The organism is Nocardioides gansuensis (assembly GCF_003076135.1).
Taxonomy (GTDB): domain Bacteria; phylum Actinomycetota; class Actinomycetes; order Propionibacteriales; family Nocardioidaceae; genus Nocardioides; species Nocardioides gansuensis.
The window spans coordinates 355,543-373,449 of record NZ_QDGZ01000003.1 but is presented as its reverse complement, the minus strand read 5'-3'; the positions used below and the strand labels follow the sequence as shown (position 1 = coordinate 373,449).

The 17,907-nt window shown below is 72.0% G+C and carries 19 protein-coding genes; 9 read left to right on the top strand and 10 right to left on the bottom strand.

The window, feature by feature from the left end; genetic code table 11:
- Nucleotides 1-4 precede the first annotated feature (4 nt).
- The gene (locus tag DDE18_RS08785; RefSeq protein ID WP_116571855.1) at nucleotides 5-958 is read right to left on the bottom strand and encodes a co-chaperone YbbN; all 954 of its coding nucleotides are present in this window, start codon (nucleotides 956-958) and stop codon (nucleotides 5-7) included.
- 60 nt (nucleotides 959-1,018) lie between these two features.
- Between DDE18_RS08785 and DDE18_RS08780 the strand changes: the two genes are divergently transcribed.
- Nucleotides 1,019-1,597 carry a GtrA family protein gene (locus DDE18_RS08780; RefSeq protein WP_245916529.1) on the top strand — a complete coding sequence of 193 codons (579 nt, stop codon included), beginning with the start codon at nucleotides 1,019-1,021 and terminating at the stop codon, nucleotides 1,595-1,597.
- On the opposite strand, the gene DDE18_RS08775 is transcribed toward DDE18_RS08780, so the two are convergent.
- From DDE18_RS08775 to DDE18_RS08760, 5 genes are all read right to left on the bottom strand, one after another.
- A complete protein-coding gene (locus DDE18_RS08775; RefSeq protein ID WP_116571854.1) occupies nucleotides 1,584-2,144 on the bottom strand; it encodes an MmcQ/YjbR family DNA-binding protein in 561 nt (186 codons plus the stop codon). The genes DDE18_RS08780 and DDE18_RS08775 overlap by 14 nt on opposite strands.
- Nucleotides 2,145-2,666, bottom strand: a complete 522-nt coding sequence (locus tag DDE18_RS08770; protein WP_116571853.1) for a PH domain-containing protein — start codon at nucleotides 2,664-2,666, stop codon at nucleotides 2,145-2,147.
- Nucleotides 2,667-2,690: 24 nt separating this feature from the next.
- The gene (locus tag DDE18_RS22925; protein WP_165821091.1) at nucleotides 2,691-2,858 is read right to left on the bottom strand and encodes a hypothetical protein; all 168 of its coding nucleotides are present in this window, start codon (nucleotides 2,856-2,858) and stop codon (nucleotides 2,691-2,693) included.
- A 107-nt stretch (nucleotides 2,859-2,965) separates the two neighbouring features.
- Nucleotides 2,966-3,934: a methylmalonyl Co-A mutase-associated GTPase MeaB gene (gene meaB, locus DDE18_RS08765; protein ID WP_425437551.1), complete on the bottom strand. Its 969-nt coding sequence runs from the start codon at nucleotides 3,932-3,934 to the stop codon at nucleotides 2,966-2,968.
- Between the two features lie 29 nt (nucleotides 3,935-3,963).
- Nucleotides 3,964-5,160: an acetyl-CoA C-acetyltransferase gene (locus DDE18_RS08760; RefSeq protein WP_116571852.1), complete on the bottom strand. Its 1,197-nt coding sequence runs from the start codon at nucleotides 5,158-5,160 to the stop codon at nucleotides 3,964-3,966.
- Between the two features lie 154 nt (nucleotides 5,161-5,314).
- Here DDE18_RS08760 and mce point away from each other — a divergent pair, with 154 nt between their 5' ends.
- The 4 genes from mce (at nucleotide 5,315) to DDE18_RS08740 (ending at nucleotide 9,742) form a co-directional block, all read left to right on the top strand.
- Nucleotides 5,315-5,773 (top strand): methylmalonyl-CoA epimerase, encoded by a 459-nt coding sequence (gene mce / locus DDE18_RS08755; RefSeq protein ID WP_116571851.1) that lies wholly within the window; start codon nucleotides 5,315-5,317, stop codon nucleotides 5,771-5,773.
- Nucleotides 5,774-5,911: 138 nt separating this feature from the next.
- Nucleotides 5,912-7,252, top strand: a complete 1,341-nt coding sequence (gene ccrA, locus DDE18_RS08750; protein ID WP_116571850.1) for a crotonyl-CoA carboxylase/reductase — start codon at nucleotides 5,912-5,914, stop codon at nucleotides 7,250-7,252.
- 133 nt (nucleotides 7,253-7,385) lie between these two features.
- Nucleotides 7,386-8,690, top strand: coding sequence for a coiled-coil domain-containing protein (locus DDE18_RS08745; RefSeq protein WP_116571849.1), 1,305 nt, complete (start codon nucleotides 7,386-7,388; stop codon nucleotides 8,688-8,690).
- Complete coding sequence (locus DDE18_RS08740; protein ID WP_116571848.1) at nucleotides 8,687-9,742, top strand: AI-2E family transporter; 1,056 nt, start codon at nucleotides 8,687-8,689, stop codon at nucleotides 9,740-9,742. The genes DDE18_RS08745 and DDE18_RS08740 overlap by 4 nt, the downstream gene beginning before the upstream one ends.
- On the opposite strand, the gene DDE18_RS08735 is transcribed toward DDE18_RS08740, so the two are convergent.
- Both DDE18_RS08735 and DDE18_RS08730 read right to left on the bottom strand, forming a co-directional pair.
- Nucleotides 9,720-10,514, bottom strand: a complete 795-nt coding sequence (locus DDE18_RS08735; RefSeq protein WP_245916527.1) for an alpha/beta fold hydrolase — start codon at nucleotides 10,512-10,514, stop codon at nucleotides 9,720-9,722. The two genes, DDE18_RS08740 and DDE18_RS08735, sit on opposite strands and share 23 nt — an antisense overlap.
- A 37-nt stretch (nucleotides 10,515-10,551) precedes the next feature.
- Nucleotides 10,552-11,532, bottom strand: a complete 981-nt coding sequence (locus DDE18_RS08730) for an EamA family transporter (RefSeq protein ID WP_245916525.1) — start codon at nucleotides 11,530-11,532, stop codon at nucleotides 10,552-10,554.
- Nucleotides 11,533-11,569: 37 nt separating this feature from the next.
- Here DDE18_RS08730 and DDE18_RS08725 point away from each other — a divergent pair, with 37 nt between their 5' ends.
- On the top strand, nucleotides 11,570-12,118 hold the full coding sequence (locus DDE18_RS08725) for a CGNR zinc finger domain-containing protein (RefSeq protein WP_116571845.1): 549 nt from the start codon (nucleotides 11,570-11,572) through the stop codon (nucleotides 12,116-12,118).
- A gap of 17 nt (nucleotides 12,119-12,135) precedes the next feature.
- Here the strand turns inward: DDE18_RS08725 and DDE18_RS08720 are convergent, their stop codons facing one another.
- Together DDE18_RS08720 and DDE18_RS08715 are read right to left on the bottom strand one after the other, a co-directional pair.
- Nucleotides 12,136-12,909, bottom strand: coding sequence for a hypothetical protein (locus tag DDE18_RS08720; protein ID WP_116571844.1), 774 nt, complete (start codon nucleotides 12,907-12,909; stop codon nucleotides 12,136-12,138).
- A 9-nt stretch (nucleotides 12,910-12,918) separates the two neighbouring features.
- Entirely contained in the window at nucleotides 12,919-13,887 is a 969-nt protein-coding gene (locus DDE18_RS08715) for a helix-turn-helix transcriptional regulator (RefSeq protein ID WP_116571843.1), read from the bottom strand.
- 61 nt (nucleotides 13,888-13,948) lie between these two features.
- Between DDE18_RS08715 and DDE18_RS08710 the strand changes: the two genes are divergently transcribed.
- From DDE18_RS08710 to DDE18_RS08700, 3 genes are all read left to right on the top strand, one after another.
- Nucleotides 13,949-14,410, top strand: coding sequence for a VOC family protein (locus DDE18_RS08710; protein WP_116571842.1), 462 nt, complete (start codon nucleotides 13,949-13,951; stop codon nucleotides 14,408-14,410).
- A 179-nt stretch (nucleotides 14,411-14,589) separates the two neighbouring features.
- Entirely contained in the window at nucleotides 14,590-17,016 is a 2,427-nt protein-coding gene (locus DDE18_RS08705; protein ID WP_133241194.1) for a LuxR C-terminal-related transcriptional regulator, read from the top strand.
- A gap of 2 nt (nucleotides 17,017-17,018) precedes the next feature.
- On the top strand, nucleotides 17,019-17,906 hold the full coding sequence (locus DDE18_RS08700; protein ID WP_116571840.1) for a DUF6910 family protein: 888 nt from the start codon (nucleotides 17,019-17,021) through the stop codon (nucleotides 17,904-17,906).
- Nucleotide 17,907: the final 1 nt, after the last annotated feature.

Sequence of the window (17,907 nt, the reverse complement as noted above, 5' to 3'; positions counted from 1 at the left end):
CGGGTCAGAACAGCGCGGAGGCCAGGTCGCGCCGCCCCGCGAGGACGCGCGGGTCGTCGTTGCCCACGGCCGCGAAGAGGCCGAGGAGGTGGTCGCGGGCCTTGGCCCGGTCGTCATCGGACGTGCGCGCGACGAGCCGGATGAGCCGGCCGAAGGCGTCCTCGACGTGGCCGCCGAGAAGGTCTAGGTCGGCCACGAGCGTCTGGGCGTCGACGTCGTCGGGGTTGTCCGCCGCGGCCTGGCGCGCGGCATTGAGGTCCACGCCCTGCGTGCGCTGGAGCACCTTCGCCATCGCCAGGCCGGCCACGGCCTCTGCATCGGCCGGGTTGGTGTCGACGAGCTTCTGGTACTCGGCCACTGCCTTGTCGATGTCCCCCTCACCGAGCGCGTCCTGCGCGGCGGCGTAGCGGGGGTCGACCTCGGGCTCCTCACCCTCGGCACCGAGCGTGGGCACGGGTCCGCGCGGCTGGTGGCGGGTGGTGATGCCCTGCGCGGTGAGCTGCTGGGCGAGCTGGTTGAACAGCGCGCGGATGTCCTCGATCGGCGGAGCACCGGGGATCGGCTGCGTGACCGGGCGCCCGTCCAGCAGCACCAGCATCAGTGGCACCTGCGGGATCTGCATCGCCGCAGCGATCTGCGGGTTGGCGTCGATGTCGACCGTGGCGGCCAGGAACCGCCCGTCGTACTCCTCCGCCACCGTGGAGACGTCCTGGGCCAGCTGGGAGCTCTCGGGCGAGCGCGATGGCGAGTGGAAGACCAGGACGACGGGCGCGGTCATCGACGCCTCGAGCACGGACTGGAAGCCCTGCTCGTCGACGGGGAGGGAGTACGCCGACCCGCCGGGCGCTGCTGCTCCCCCGCCGCCACCGCCGGGTGCCGCGGACGGCGGCGGCGCGGCGGTGCGCTTGAGGGCGGACAGGTCGATCGCACCGGGTCGCGAGAACGGCTGCTGCGTCATGGAGGCAATCCTAGGGAGGGGTCAGGAAGCTGCGGACCTGGCCCGGTAACGTCGCGTCCCGTGAGCGCACTCCGGGACGGCATGTCCGAACGCCAGCGGCGCAACGTGGGGCAGCTGGCCCGCTTCGGCGTGGTGGGGACCTCGGGAGTGCTGGTCAACATGGCGACGCTCATCGCGGTCAGGAAGCTGGGCCCCCACTTCGAGGAAGCGATCGTCGGCATCCCGCTCACCGAGTTCAACCTGCGGTGGTACCACGTCTACTCGACGATCGCCTTCTTGATCGCCAACCTGTCCAACTTCCAGCTCAACCGCACCTGGACGTTCAAGAGCGCCGCCCACGCCGGCTGGTGGAGGGAGTACTGGCCCTTCCTCGCCGTCGGCATGATGGGCCAGCTGATCGGCCTGGGGCTGCTCACGCTCCTGCTCCACCCGCACTCGGTGATCAGCCTGCCGACGAGCATCTTCGATGACACGACCGGCTTCCGCAGCCGCCTCTACTGGGCGCAGCTGATCGTCATCGTCCTCGTGACGCCGTTGAGCTTCGTGCTCAACAAGCTGTGGACGTTCGCCGCGGTGCGCACCCACCGCCTCGACCTCGCCGACCCCACCCGCGAGGAGTCGCTGCTCAGCGACGACTGACCCGGTCCCAGCGGAGGATCCGCCCGTCGCGCACTACCACCGACGTGGGTGGCCGGGGCGTCGGCACCCCGCGCAGGTGCTCCAGCACCTGGCTGCGCCCCCGCAACGCCAGCGCTCCGTCGCGCCAGACGACGTGGGGGTGCAGGAGCAGCCGGAGGGTGTCCCAGTCCTCCGACTCCAGCGCGCTCCAGGCTGCCGCTGCCGGCTCGGGCAGGTCGGGGAGGTCGTGCAGCATCCTCGGCACGCACATCCGCCACGCGTCCGTGACGAGCTCCCGCATCTCGTCGTGGTCGAGCCTGGCCAGCCGGGCGCAGACCCACTGGTAGCGCAGGTCGGACTCGCGCGGCAGGAAGAAAGTCTCGGGGTCCGAGGCGACCAGCCCGTCGCGCTCGGCGCGCGGGAACCCGAAGCCCATGGCGGCCTCGTCCCGGGAGAACGCCACGAAGACCAGCTGGCGGACCTTCAGCTTCCAGCAGCCGCGCACCTCCTGCTCGTAGGCCCGGGGCAGGGCCAGGCCGACGCGTCGTACGTCGTCGGCCGTGACCACTCAGCTCACCCGCGGCCCACGCAGGCCCGAGCGCTGCACCACCCGCTGGATCGCGAGGTCGCGGTCGTCGGGACGACCGACGAACCTGATGTCACGCAGTCCCTGCTCCTGCGCAGCGGACTCGAAGACGAAGTGGCCGTAGCCGAGAAGCCGCCCGTGGACCGGCTTCTTCACGGTGATGTCGAGGATCCGGGAGAGCGGCATCGTCGCGAGCTGCTGGGAGAAGACCCCGTTCACGCGGAAGACCCGCATGTTGGTGATCACGAAGCGGTCCATGTGCTCGCGCAGCGCGCGCCAGCCCGCGTGGCAGGCGATCAGGAACGACGCGACGAGGGGCAGCCAGCCGGTGTCCACCCGCGCGAACGGCACGACGAGCAGCAGCGCCACGGCGACGAGCGCCTCCAGGACCGGCAGCACGAACACGATCCAGTGGTGGCGCACCTCGTCCACGATGACCTCACCCTCGTCGCGCAACAGGTGGCGACGGATGTGGGGGTCGGTCAGCGCCGCGAGGAGGCCCATCAGCGGTCGCTCCCTGGCCTGACGTCAGAGCGCGCTGACGAAGTCGATGACGGCACCGAAGAGCTGCGAGAGCAGGTCCCAGCCCATGACCCCGCCGGTCTTGGCCGTGTCGGCGAGGCCATTGGGGTCGGTGAACATCCAGAAGCCGACGAACACGACGACGAGGACGAGCAGCACCTTCTTGGCGTCCATGGGGTGGTTCTCCGTCCGAACAGCGGGCACACGTCGACCCCATTGCTACCAGTCCCGGAGGTGGGGGTGGCGGAGGCGCGCGGCGCATCCGCGCACCCGGCCAGGCCTCACAGTCGGTCGAGCAGGTCGTCCGCCGCGGCGTAGGGGTCGGTCTCCCCCGTCGCCACCGCCGCCGCCAGGTCGTCGAGCTCCGAGCGCCCGCCGACGTCGCCCCAGCGCTCGCGCAGCGCGGTGAGCGCGATCGCCTCGACCTCGCCGCGGGCACGGCGGGTACGGCGCCGCACGAGCTCGCCGCTGTGCTGCAGGTGGGCGAAGTGCTGGTCGATGCCGGCGACGACCTCGTCGAGACCCTCTCCCCGGGCGGCCACCGTCTTGAGGATCGGCGGCTTCCAGGCACCTTCCCGGCGCTCGGTCAGGGCCAGCATGGAGCGCAGGTCACGACGCACCTGGTCGGCACCCTCACGGTCGGCCTTGTTGATGACGTAGAGGTCGCCGATCTCGAGGATGCCGGCCTTGGCCGCCTGGATGCCGTCCCCCATGCCGGGGGCCAGCAGCACGAGCGTGGTGTCGGCGAGGGAGGCGATCTCGACCTCGCTCTGTCCGACGCCCACGGTCTCGACGAGGACCACGTCGCAGCCGGCGGCGTCGAGCACGCGCAGCGCCTGGGGGGTCGACCAGGCCAGCCCGCCCAGGTGACCGCGCGAGGCCATCGAGCGGATGTAGACGTCGCGGTCGAGCGCGTGGTCCTGCATCCGGATGCGGTCACCCAGCAGCGCGCCCCCGGAGAACGGCGAGGACGGGTCGACGGCCAGGACGCCGACCCGCTTGCCGGCCCGGCGGAGCTCGGCGACGAGCGCGTTGGTCGAGGTGGACTTCCCGACGCCGGGAGAGCCGGTGATGCCGACGATCTGGGCGTGGCCGGTGTGCGGCGCGAGCTGGGCCATCACCTCACGGAGGAGCGGCGAAGCGTCCTCGACGAGCGAGATCAGCCGCGCGACGGCCCGCGGGTCGCCCTCGCGGGCCCGGGAGACGAGATCGGGGACCGACGCCGCAGTGCGGCGCCGGTCCCCCATCATCGGATGAGCCGTCGGCTCCGTTGAATCCATCAGGCCTTCGGCACGCGGATGATCAGGGCGTCGCCCTGGCCGCCGCCACCGCACAGCGCGGCAACGCCGGTGCCGCCGCCACGGCGCTTGAGCTCGTGGGCCAGGTGCAGCACGATGCGCGCACCGGACATGCCCACGGGGTGGCCGAGCGCGATGGCGCCGCCGTTGACGTTGACCTTGTCCACGCTCACGCCGAGCTGGCGGGCCGACTCGATGCCGACCGCCGCGAAGGCCTCGTTGAGCTCGAAGAGGTCGATGTCGGAGACGGCGATGCCCTCCTTCTCCACGGCCTTCTCGATGGCGCGTGCCGGCTGCAGCTGCAGCGTCGAGTCGGGCCCGGCCACCTGGCCGGAGGCGCCGATCTCGGCGAGCCAGGTCAGGCCCAGCTCCTCGGCCTTGGCCTTGCTCATCACGACGACCGCGCAGGCGCCGTCGGAGATCTGCGAAGCCGAGCCGGCGGTGATGGTGCCCTCCTTGGCCACCGGGCGAAGCCCGGCGAGCGACTCGACCGTGGTGTCGCTGCGCACGCCCTCGTCCTGGCTGACGGTGATGTCGCCCCGGCGCGAGGCGATGGTGACCGGCACGACCTCCTCGTCGAAGATGCCGTTCTTCCACGCCTCGGCCGCACGCTGGTGCGACTGGGCGGCGAAGGCGTCCTGCTCCTCGCGGGAGAGGTTGGCGCCGGCGGCGTTGCAGGCCTCGGTGAGGTTGATCATGGCCTGCTCGGTGAACTGGTCGTAGAGGGCGTCGTAGGCCATCGAGTCGACGAGCTCGGTGTTGCCGTACTTGAAGCCCTCACGGCTCTTGGGGAGCAGGTGCGGCGCCTGGGTCATCGACTCCATGCCACCGGCCACCACGATGTCGTGCTCGCCGGCGCGGATCAGCTGGTCGGCCAGCGCGATGGCGTTCATGCCGGAGAGGCAGACCTTGTTGATGGTGATCGAGGGGATGTTCATCGGGATGCCGCCCTTGACCGCCGCCTGGCGAGCGGTGATCTGGCCCGCGCCGGCCTGGATGACCTGGCCCAGGATCACGTACTCGACCTGGTCGCCGGAGATGCCGGCCTTCTCCAGGGCGCCCTTGATGGCGACGCCCCCGAGGTCGGCGGCGGAGAGGTCCTTGAGGCCACCCAGGAGGCGGCCGATCGGGGTGCGAGCCCCCGCAACGATGACCGAGGTGGGTCGGGAGTCGGACATGGGCGTTGCCTCCAGGAAGTGTGTAGTGGCTTCTCCTGTGGACGATACCCACAGCCCCCCGGATCGCGGCAGGGCGTCTGCGACCCCCTGGGTGAGGCGGTGGTCACAGCGTGAGGGGGTCGAGGAAGCGGGCGCTTCGTACGACGATGGGCCCATGACTCTCGACTCCGTCTCCCACCTCTTCACGGCCATCGACCACGTCGGCATCGCGGTGCCCGACCTCGACGAGGCGATCGCCTTCTACCGCGACACCTACGGCATGACGGTGCTCCACGAGGAGACCAACGAGGAGCAGGGCGTGCGCGAGGCGATGATCAGTGTCGGCGGCGACCCTCAGGGCGCTGACTCGTGCATCCAGCTCCTCGCGCCACTCTCCCCCGAGTCGACGATCGCGAAGTTCCTCGACCGCAACGGGCCCGGCATCCAGCAGCTCGCCTTCCGCGTCGACGACGTCGAGGCCGTCGCGGCGACCCTCCGCGAGCGCGGGCTGCGCCTGCTGTACGACGCGCCGCGGCGCGGCACGTCGGGCAGCCGGGTGAACTTCGTCCACCCCAAGGACGCGGGTGGCGTGCTGGTCGAGCTCGTGGAGCCGTCCCGGGAGACGCACCACTGACCGAGTGGGACGTCATCCGGACAGGGACGCGTCACGGCCACTTCGTATGACGTCCGGCACAGGACGACCAGCAGGAGGTTGGCGACCGATAACCTCCCTCTACAGCACGACGTACCCCCACCGATCCAGGAGCACCACGTGCAGAACATCCTCGACGCCATCTCGACTGGCGCAGCCACCCAGGAGGACTTCGCCTCCCTCACCCTTCCCGAGTCCTACCGGGCGGTGACGGTCCACAAGGACGAGGTCGACATGTTCGAGGGGCTCACCTCCAAGGAGAAGGACCCCCGCAAGTCGCTGCACGTCGACGAGGTCGCGCTGCCCGAGCTCGGCCCCGGCGAGGCGTTCGTCGCGGTGATGGCCTCGGCGATCAACTACAACACCGTGTGGACCTCGATCTTCGAGCCGGTCTCGACGTTCGGCTTCCTCGAGCGCTACGGCCGCGAGTCCGACCTCGGCAAGCGCCACGACCTGCCCTACCACGTCGTCGGCTCCGACCTCTCCGGCGTCGTCCTGGCGACCGGCCCCGGCGTGACCAAGTGGAAGCCGGGCGACCGGGTCGTCGCGCACTGCCTCTCGGTCGAGCTCGAGGCCCCGGACGGCCACAACGACACGATGCTCGACCCCTCGCAGCGGATCTGGGGCTTCGAGACCAACTTCGGCGGCCTGGCCGACATCGCGATGGTCAAGGCCAACCAGCTGATGCCCAAGCCCGAGCACCTCACCTGGGAGGAGGCCGCGTCGCCGGGCCTGGTGAACTGCACCGCCTACCGCCAGCTCGTCAGCGCGAACGGCGGCAACATGAAGCAGGGCGACAACGTGCTGATCTGGGGCGCCTCCGGTGGCCTCGGCGGCTTCGCGACGCAGTACGCCCTCAACGGCGGCGCGAACCCGGTCTGCGTGGTCTCCAACGAGGAGAAGGCAAAGATCGTGCGCAGCATGGGCGCGGAGATGATCATCAACCGCTCCGAGATGGACTTCAGGTTCTGGAACGAGGACGGCACGAGCCAGAACCCCAAGGAGTGGCTGCGGCTGGGCAAGGCCATCCGCGAGCTCACCGGCGGCGAGGACATCGACATCGTCTTCGAGCACCCGGGCCGCGAGACGTTCGGTGCGAGCGTGTTCGTCACCCGCAAGGGCGGCACCATCACCACCTGCGCGTCTACCTCGGGCTACATGCACGAATACGACAACCGCTACCTGTGGATGAACCTCAAGCGGATCATCTCCAGCCACTTCGCCAACTACCGCGAGTCGTGGGAGGCCAACCGCCTGATCGCGCAGGGCAAGATCCACCCGACCCTGTCGAGGACCTACCGGCTCGAGGAGACCGGCCAGGCCGCCCTCGACGTGCACCACAACCTGCACCAGGGCAAGGTCGGCGTGCTCTGCCTGTCCCCCGAGGAGGGTCTCGGCGTCCTCGACGAGGAGAAGCGCGCCCAGCACATCGACGCGATCAACCGGTTCCGCGGAGTCTGAGCACCCGCACGAGAGCCACCACACACCCCGGCGCACGGGTCCAGCCCGCGCGCCGGGGTGTGTTCGTTCCCGGGCATCGGCCAGACTGGACCCCGCCATGCCTAATGAGGGAAAGAAAGTGGGTGCTCGGGACATGAGCCACGACCAGGGACTGTCCATCTTCGACGAGGAGCCGGAGTCCGACGACGTGACCGACGCCGAGGCGACCCAGGTGATGCCCACGATCGAACCGTCCGCGGAGTCCGCCGCGGGGGCTTCGAGGCAGCCGGTCACGCCGGCCGCGCCACAGCCGCCGGCCGAGGAGGCTCCGGTCACAACCCCGGCGCCCGCCTCGCGGACCGCCCCCACGCCCGACGAGGACGAGGCGCCCACCGTCGTCACGCCCGTCGTGCCCGCGGCTGCGCAGGCGCCCAAGGCCGCGCCGTCCCGCTTCACGGCGCCCGCTGCCGCGGTCAACCTGCCCGTCGTACGCCGCGGCGGCTACGACCGCGCCGTGGTGGACCAGCGCATCGCCCAGCTGCTCGGCGACAAGCAGGGGCTCGGCGCGAGCCTGCACGAGTCGGAGCAGCGGGTGATCGAGCTCGAGGAAGAGATCTCCCGGCTGCGGGCCGAGCTCGCGGAGAACAGGAACCCGTCGTACGCCGGGTTGGGCGGCCGCGCCGCGTCGATGCTCAAGCTCGCCGAGGACGAGGCCCACGACGTCCGTGAGTCGGCACAGCGCGAGGCCGCCGACATCCGGGCGCTCGCCCAGAGCGACGCACAGGCGATCCGCGCCGATGCCGCCCGCGAGGCCGACGACATGCGCACCGTGCAGCTCAAGGAGCTCGAGGAGATGCGCGCGCGCCTGGTCACCGACGCCGAGCAGGAGCGGCAGCTGGCCAAGGCCGAGGCCGAGGACCTGCTGTCCGCCGCCCGGCGGGAGGCTGACCAGATCCGGCTGGCCGCCCAGCAGGAGACGACCGAGCTGCGCACCACCGCCAAGCGCGAGGCCGAGCAGCTCCGGGCCGCCGCTGACCGCGAGGTCCAGGAGGCGCGGCGCACCCTGGCGGTCGAGAAGGAGCGACTGGCCCGCGAGGCCACCGACCACCACTCGAACGCGACCGCGGAGACGCAGCGGCTGGTGCGCGAGGCCGAGGAGCGTGCCGCCGCGGCGGAGCAGCGCGCCCGCGAGGCCACCGCGCAGGCCAACGCCCACCGCCAGCAGGCCCAGAGCGAGGCCGAGGGACTGCTGAGCCGGGCCCGGCGCGAGGCCGAGCAGATCGTCGCCTCGGCGCAGAGCCAGGCCGAGTCGATCACGGCGAGCGGCTCGGCGGACGCCGCCCGCGAGCTTGCTGCCGCCCGTGCGGAGGTCGAGCGGATGACGAAGCGCCGCGACGCCATCACCGCCCAGCTCGCGAGCCTCCACGAGGTGGTGGCGGGCTTCAAGGACGACGAGTGACCGCGCCGGAGCATCCTCCGGCGCTGCTGCGCCACTCCCCCTTCAACATCGGATTCTTCGGCGCGCTCGGCGCGCTGCTCGCCGTGTTCCTCAGCCAGCAACTGCTGAGCATCTCGGGGATCCTGGTGCTGCTCGTGATGGCCATGTTCCTGGCGATCGGGCTCAACCCCGTCGTCGAGTGGTTCATGCGGCACAAGCTCAAGCGCGGTCAGGCCGTCGGGCTCGTCCTGTTCGTGGTGCTGAGCGTCTTCACGCTCTTCGTGGTCGCCGTGGTGCCGGTGATCAGCGAGCAGATCACCACGATCACCCTCAACGCGCCCGGCTGGCTCGACGACCTCCGCAGCGACTCCCGGGTCCAGCGCCTGGACGAGAAGTACGACCTCATCGCCCGGGTGCGCGCCTACATCGAGCAGGGCGAGTTCGGGGCCAACCTCTTCGGCGGCGCGCTCGGCGTCGGTCTCAAGGTGGTCTCCGCGCTCGCCAACACGCTGATCGTGCTGGTGCTGATGATCTACTTCCTCGTCTCGCTGCCCAGCATCAAGCAGGCGGCCTACAAGCTCGCCCCCGCCTCCCGGCGGCCGCGGGTGAGCCAGCTCGGCGACCGGATCATCAAGTCCACCGGGGCCTATGTCGGCGGAGCGCTCCTGGTCGCCATCCTCGCCGGCCTGAGCACGCTGGTCTTCACGCTCATCGTCGGGCTGGGCGACTACTCCTTCGCCCTCGCCTTCATCGTCGGCCTGCTGTCACTGATCCCCGTCGTGGGCTCGATCATCTCGGCGATCATCATCACCCTGCTGGGGCTGACGGTATCCACCACGGTCGCGGTCGTCGCGTTCGTCTACTACATGGCCTACCAGCAGCTCGAGGCCTACGTGATCTACCCGAAGATCATGACCCGGTCGGTCGACATCCCGGGCTCGGTCACGGTGATCGCCGCCCTGGTCGGCGGCGCGCTCCTGGGCGTCGTCGGCGCGGTGCTCGCCGTGCCGGTGGCCGCGGCGCTGCTCCTGCTGCACCGCGAGGTCTTCCTCACGCGGCAGGACGCGCGCTGACGAAGCGCCGGAGCACCTCGAGGAACACCTCGGGCTGCTCGGAGTGCACCCAGTGCCCCGCGCCCTTGATGGTCACCCGGCGGTTGCGCGGGAACCAGCGGTCCATCTCAGCGGCGTACTCGTCCCGGACGTAGTCGGAACGCTCTCCGCCGATCCACAGCACCGGGCCGTCGTACGGCGCGACCCCGTCAAGGCGCTCGGCGGGGAAGCCGCCGAGGTCGGCCATGGCGTGGTCGAGCAGCTCCAGGTTGACCTGCCACCGCCACGAGTCGCCCTCGCGGCGCAGGTTCTGCAGGAGGAAGCTGCGCACCACCGGGTCGGGTACGGCGCCGGCCAGGGCCGCGTCCGCCTCGTCACGCCGCTGCAGGGAGGCCAGGTCGAGGGCGCGCATCGAGCCGATGTAGCCGCGGAAGTCGCTCACGTGCTGGTAGGTGACCGGCGAGACGTCCACGACGCACAGCCGCTCCACCAGGTGCGGGTGGCGCAACGCGACCAGCATCGCGACCTTGCCGCCCATCGAGTGGCCCACCAGGGCGACCGGGTCGCCGGCGTCCAGCAGGGCCGCCACACTGTCGGCCATATCGAGGTAGTCGAACTCCTTCGTCCACGCCGACCGCCCGTGGTTGGGCATGTCGACGAGCAGGACCCGGTGGTCCGCCGCGAGCTGCTTGGCGGCCTGCGTCCAGTTCTTGCCCTGCCCGAACAGGCCGTGGCAGAAGACGATGCGGGACCCGGTGTCGCCCAGCGACGTGGTGTGGAGCTCGGAAGGCACGGGGGTCAGTCTGGCACTGGGTCAGTCTGGCACTGGGTCAGTCGGGCACGGGCGCGCGGGAGTCGGGCAGCGGCTCCACGACCGGTGAGGCGTGACCCTCGCCCAGCTTGACCACCAGGACTCCCAGCAGCACCAGGCCGCCGCCGGCCAGCTGCACCCCTCGGGGCAGCTCGCCCAGCAGCAGCCAGGCGAAGACCACGGCCATCAGCACCTCCATCAGGGCCACGAAGGAGGCCAGCCGCGACCCGAGGCGGCGGGCGGCCGCGATGCCGGTCACGTAGGCGACGGCGGCCGTGACCAGGCCCAGGGCGAGCACCGGCACCCACCAGGGCACCGTGTGGCCGTCGTAGACCGCGTCGGCAGTCGCGGCGTGCATGGGCAGCACGCCGATCCAGCCGGCCAGGCCGAGCGCGACGGCTGCGACGAGCAGGCCGCCCGCCGCCAGGGTGATGCCAGGCAGGCCGTTGTCCTCGTCGGCGTTGATCACGAAGTAGGTGGCCGCGCCGATCATCGCGCCCAGCGCCCAGAGGACGCCCGGGGTGCTGAGCTCGGCGCCGGAGAAGAGGTCGAGCACCAGGACGAGCCCGGTGCCGGCGATGGCCGCGCCGAGGACGGTGAGCCGCGAGGGCTTGCTGCCGTGCCGCAGCCAGAGCCAGACGACCACGGCGACGGGTGCGGTGTATTCGATGAGCAGCGCGACGCCGACCTGCATGTGGGTGACGGCGTAGAAGTAGCAGAGCTGGGCGCCGGCGACCGCCGTGACGCCGTACGCCGTCACGAGGGCCGCGTTGTCGCGCAGCACGTGCGTGCGGCCGCGGACGGCCAGGAAGCCAGGGACGGCGAGGACGAGGGCGGCGAGGGCCGTGCGGACGAGCACCGCCGAGCCCGCCGACCAGCCGGAGTCGAGGAGGCCGCGAGCCAGCGTGCCGGACAGCCCGAATGCGGTCGCCGAGACGAGTGCGTAGAGCAGCCCGGCCGTGGTCCGCGCCTTCATGGCGTCATGGGTCAACGTGCTCACGCTCATGACAGTACGAGCCTCGATGTAACCTGTCAATATGGTTTTCACCCATGACACGGAGCTGGCTCTCCAGGCCGCGGTGGAGCTTGCGAACTCCACCGACGAGCCCGGTGAGCCGCTGGGGTCGGTGCGCGACCTCGTGGCGTTCTACGACCGGTTCGGCTACACCGGGCGGCTCGACCGCGACGACGCCGAGCTCCGCGCCGTACGGGGGCTCCGGCCGCGGCTGCGCGAGCTGCTCGTCGCCGACCGCGACACCGCCGTCGGGCTGGTCAACACCATGCTCGCCGAGGCCCAGGCCCTCCCGCAGCTGCAGCGCCACGACGCCTTCGACTGGCACCTGCACGCGATCAGCGCCGACCGCCCGCTGGCCGACCGGATGCTGGTCGAGACGGCGATGGCGATGGTCGACGTCATCCGCTCCGACGAGATGGGTCGCCTGGGCACCTGCGCGGCCGACGACTGCGACGACGTCGTGCTCGACCTCTCGCGCAACCGTTCCCGACGGTTCTGCTCGACGACCTGCGGCAACCGCGAGGCCGTCGCCGCCTACCGGGCGCGGCAGCGGGGCGAGGCGACCGGCTGACCCGGCCCGCGGGCGGGTCAGAAGTCGAAGCCGTCGAACCCGTCGAACATGTTGCCGATGCCGTCCCCGATGCCCCCGAACATGTCACCGAGGCCCTCGCCCATGGCGCCGATGCCCTCGCCGATGCCCTCGAAGCCGCCGCTGAACAGCATCCCCATGAACATCCAGTCCAGCGGGCCGAAGGCACCGAAGTAGCCCATCGCGTAGGGCTGGTAGGCGCGGCCGCCCTGCCAGTAGGGCACCCGGCGGGAGCCGACCATCACCTTGCGGATGTCGGGCTCGGCGCCGGCGCGCACCCGCTCGGCGTCCAGCGCGCACGCAGGCACATCGCGCGGAATGCCGCCCTGCGGGGTCCACGGGACGTCGGTGACCGAGAGCCCGTGCCGGGGGTCGAAGAAGCACGGAGGACGACGGGTCGGCAGCGGGCGGCCCTCGACCCTTGCCCGCACGCACGCCATCGCGTAGCGGCCGTCCTCGAGGATCTCGGTGACGTGCCGGATCTCGTCGGGCGAGGAGAGTGCGTCGGCTGCCAGCTTGGACGACTCGTAGGCGTCCAGCGCACGCTGGTAGTCCGCGTTGGCGCCGGGGTTCAGCTCGCGACCGGCCATGTCGAGGTCGAGCTCCTGCAGCTCCACGCCGAGGGCGGTCACGTCCTCCTGGGCCAGCTTCTTCACCGGCTCGAGCTCGGCCTGGCGGCGGGCCAGCTCGCGGCGCTTGCTGGTCTTCCCGGCCGCGAGCGCGACGGCCACCAGGGCGCCGAGCACCACCAGCAGGATGACGAGTGCGGACATGCCCTCAGACTACGTGGAGCCTCCAGCTGCGCGCAGCAGTCGCTCTCCCATCTCGCGGGCGGCCTCGCGCAGCTCCGCGGGCTCCTCGACCTCGAAGTCGAAGCCGATCCAGGCCAGGTGTGCGGCGAGGGCGTGCAGCGAGTGGGCACCGACCTCCATCAGGGTGCGCTCGTCGTCGAGGGGGGTCAGCGTCGCGGACCTCACGCTGGTGCGCTCCTCCACCGCGGCGAGCGGGGCATGCACCACGAGCCGGGCCGGAAAGGCGTACGGCGCCTGGCTGACGGACCGCTGCACGTACTCCCGCGGATCCGGATGCTCGCGAGGGGTGAACCGCCACGTCGACGGCTGCACGTCGCGCATCCGGTCGAGTCGGAAGGTGCGCCAGTCCTCGCGGTCGACGTCCCAGGCCATCAGGTACCACCGGTAGCCGGTGGCGACGAGCCGCACCGGCTCGACCCAGCGCTCGCTCGCGGCACCGTCGCGCGCGTCGTAGCCGAACCGCACTCGAACCAGGTCGCGGCAGGCCTTGGCCAGCACCAGCAGGGCAGTCCCGTCGATCGCGTCGCGACCTGCCCCGAGCATCTCGGTGCTCTCGTGGATGGCGCTCACCTCCGACCGCAGCCGGGGAGGCATCACCTGGTCGAGCTTGGCCAGCGTGCTCAGGGCAGCCTCGCTTGCCCCCGTCACGGCGCCCGCCGCAGCCAGGCGCAGCGACACGGCGATGGCGACCGCCTCGTCGTCATCGAGCAACAGCGGCGGCAGCTCCTTGCCCCGGCCGAGCTGGTAGCCACCGCCGAGGCCCTGGGCGGCATGCACCGGGTAGCCGAGGTTGCGCAGCCGGTCGACGTCACGGCGGATGCTGCGCGTGGTCACGCCGAGCCGCTCAGCGAGCTCGGGCCCCGTCCAGACCGGCCGCTGCTGAAGGAGGGATAGCAGGCGGAGCACCCGCTCCGTGGTGCCGGGGACGTTGTCGGGCATGGCGCCATCGTGGCAGGGCCAGCGGACAGATGCTGTCCTCTTGGGCTGCCAGGCTGGCGCCATGACCACAGAGATCCAGGTGACCTTCGACAGTGCCGACCCGATCGCGCTCTCCCGGTTCTGGGCGGAGGCGCTCCACTACGTCATCCAGCCGCCGCCCGGACGGCACCTCGAGCCCGGGGAGGACCCGATCGCCGCGTGGATGGAGTTCCTCGAGCAGGCCGGTGTCCCCGAGGAGCGGCGCGGGGACGCCTCGGCCGTGGTGGACCCCGAGGGCCGCGGCCCCCGGATCTTCTTCCAGCGGGTCCCCGAGGGCAAGACCGCGAAGAACCGGGTCCACCTCGACCTGCGTGCGGCCCCCGGCCGGTCCGGCGATGACCGGATGGGGGCCCTGGAGGCGGAGTGCGAGCGGCTCGTGGCACTCGGCGCGACGCGGCAGCGGCGCTTCGAGCCCGACGGGGGCCTGAGCGCCGGCTTCATCGTGATGCAGGACCCGGAGGGCAACGAGTTCTGCCTGGATTGATCGACAGGCCACAGGCATCACCCCCGTGGAGGCCTGCGGCCTGCCGAACCCGAGCCCGGCGACTGGACCCTCCCCTGTGGGGCCCTGCCGAAGGCTGGCACCAGCGTGCCCTCCTGATCCGGTCCACCACATCGGTAGTCTCACCTATCTCGGGGCTCTCGGGCCGCTAGATTCACCGTGTGCTGACCCCATGCCTAGGCCGCGAGCAGGTGCAGGAGCGGCTGTCGTCCGCCCTCGCCACGTCGCGGTGGGTCAGCCTCGTGGGGCCGCCCGGGAGCGGCAAGACGTTGCTCGCCCGGCATGCCGCCGCAGAGGAGGGCAACACCGCCTGGGTCCACGCCCGCGGCATCCGCAGTGCCGAGGCGGTCCTGACCGCGTGCCTGGACGTCCTCGGGGTGGAGGCCGCGCCGGGTGACAGCCGCGAGAGTGCCCTGAGCCTCGTCCTCGACGGCGCCGACGTGCTGCTCGTGGTCGACGGCCTCGACCTCGACACCGGGCGCGTGGGGCCGTCCTTCCAGCAGGTCCTCGACACGACGACCCGGGCCCGGCTCGCGATCACCTCGCTCACGATGGCCGGTCAGCCCGCCGAGCGCGTGGTGCGGGTCGGACCGCTCCGCGTCCCTTCCGAGCACGAGGCGCTGGCCGGCCCGGCGGTCGACCTCCTGGTGGGCCGCGTCGACGCCGCCGGCGGTCACCCCGTCGACCTGGTCCGGCACGAGGATGACGTACGCCGCCTGCTCGAGGCCACGGGAGGGCTGCCCCTGCTCATCGAGCAGATCGCCGTGCAGATCGCCCAGGTCGGAGTCACCAACGTGGCGCCGACCGCCTCGCTGTCCGAGGCGGTGCACGCGCTCTACGAGCTCCTCGACCCCGACCAGCAGCGCTGCTTCCGCAGGCTCTCCCAGATGAGCGCTCCGGTCAGCATCGACGTGCTGGCCGAGATCAGCGGCGTCGACCGGGTCCGCGCCAGCGAGCTCGCCGCCGGGCTGGTCCGGCGCAGCCTGGTCGAGGTGCGGCCCGACGGCTGCTTCGACATGCTCTCGCCGATCAGGCGGTACGGCGCCCTCCTCGCCGCCTCGACGGACGACGGTCACCGGGTGCTCGAGGGCGTGCTGCGGTGGGCCGACCGGGTCGCCCCCCAGGACACCAACACCGGCGCCGCAGACGCCCCGTGGCTGGCCGACCTCCCGGTGATGCGCGACGCGATCCTGGCCGCGTGTGCCGACCCCGGCACCCGCGACGTGGGCTACGGCCTGGCCAACCGGATCTTCTCCTCGCTCTACACCGCGATGCGGGCGCGCGAGGCGGTGGAGATCCTAGAGGCCACGCTGCTCAGCGGCGACGGTCCGGCGGCCATCGGCGCCCAGGTCGCACGTCGCGCGGGGATCGCCGCCTCGGAGGTGCGCGGCACCTACGAGGGCCTGTGGCTGCTCGACCGCGCCGACGAGCACGCCAGGGCGGCACCCCACCCCGAGGAGCAGCTGGCCAAGACCGCGTCCATCCGCGCCGAGATGCACCTCGACGCCGGCGACCTCGCCCGAGCCGAGGCGGAGGCCCGGCGCGCGATCGAGCTGGACGCCGTCGGCCGCTCGATCGTCCGGCAGGCCACACGCACGCTCACCGACGTCTACGTCTCCCAGGGCCGTTTCCCCGAGGCCGTCAGGGCCGCCGCCTCCATCATGGCCAGCACCGACACGAACGACGAGCGGTGGATCACCCTTTCGGCCCGCACACTGCTCAGCCGGATCGCCCTGGAGCAGGGGCGCCTGGTCGAGGCCACCTCCACGGTCCGTGCCGTCGTGCAGGAGGCCCGCGAGCTCGCCGAAGACCGGGTGGCGCTGCTCGCCGAGACCCTCCTGCGCGAGCTCGACCGCGGCTACCAGCCGGCACCGGTCGACCGCGACTCCCTGCCCTGGGCCGTCCGGCTCCCGGTGCTGACACAGGACGCGCGCGAGCTGTTCGCCGCGGGCGACACGCGCAAGGCGGCGTGGCTCGCGGCCGACGTCGTCGCCCTCGCCGACAGCAGCCGACTGGGCCGCGACGGGGTCGAGGCCCGGCTCCTCCTCGGCCGGGCACTGCTCGCCAACGGCGACGCCGACCAGGCCGCCACCACGTTCGTCACCGCCCTCGACCAGGCCGCCGCGATGCCGATGCCGCTGCGTGTCGCGGACGCGCTCGACGGCCTCGGCCACGTCGCGGCCACCCGCGGACAGCGCGAGACCCGCTTCCTGGCCGCGGCCGCAGCCGCCCTGCGCGCCCCGCGGCACGCCGCCGCGTGGGGCTACGCCGCCCGCTTCCCTGTCGATCCAGCGCGCTCCGCGCCGGCCGGCTGGGTGGTCGACGGCGAGCTGACCCCCGAGGGGGCCAAGGCCGTCGGTGCCCTCTTCTCCGGCTCCCCCACCGAGCCGACCACGGCGCTCGACCTCCTCACCGCCGCGCAGCGACAGGTCGCCGACCGGGTCGCCGACGGGCTCACGAGCCGCCAGATCGCCGAGGAGCTCTTCCTGTCACCGCGCACCATCGACGCCCACCTCACCCACATCTTCCGCAAGCTCGACATCAACAGCCGGGCGCGGCTCGCGGCGATCGTCGCCGACTCCCGCTGAGCATGCGCGTCGAGGTCGAGGCGGTCACCGAGCTCCGGTTCGACGACCGTACGCCGGTGCGGTCGGCGTCCGCGGTCGCGCGGCTCGCCGACGGGTGGCTGGTCGCCCAGGACGACGCCACGCACGGCGCCTGGTGGCGGGGCGACGCGGTGGTGCGGGTGCGCCTCCTGCCGCCGGCCGACGGCCACGAGACCTTCGACGCCGCGAGCGGCACCAAGCACCTCAAGCCCGACCTGGAGGCGGCGTGCGCCCTCGCCGCAGACCAGGTGCTGCTCCTCGGGTCCGGGTCGACACCCTCCCGGATGCGTGCCGTGCTCGCCCGGGCCGACGGAGACACGGTGCACGCGCAGGTCCGCGACCTCACGTCGCTCTACGCCGCAACTGCAGGCGCCCTCGGCGTGGCGGACGACCAGCTCAACCTCGAAGGGGCTTGCATCCTCGGCGACACGCTGCGCTGGTGGCACCGGGGCCTGCCCTCCGCCGGCTTGCCCACGGCGAGCATCGACATCCCCCTGGCTCCGCTGCTCGCCGGCGACCTTGCCACCCCGGGCCGTGTCCGTCTCCACGACCTCGGCTCGGTCGAAGGGGTCGGCCTCGGGGTGACCGACGCGGTGAGCCTCGCACCAGACTCCGTGCTGGTGAGCGCGGCGGCCGAGGACACTCCGAACACCTACGACGACGGCCCGGTCGTGGCCTCGGTCCTGGCCCTGCTCACCGAGGGCTCCGCACCGCTGGTAGGCCGGCTGCCCGACGTCCGTGGCGCCGTCGCCAAGGTCGAGGGCCTCGCCCTGGTCGACGCCTCCCCTGGCTCCGCCACCCTGCTGGCCACCGTCGACGCCGACGACCCCGGGGCTCCGTCGCTGGCGCTCCGCCTGTTCGCCTCCTGGTGAC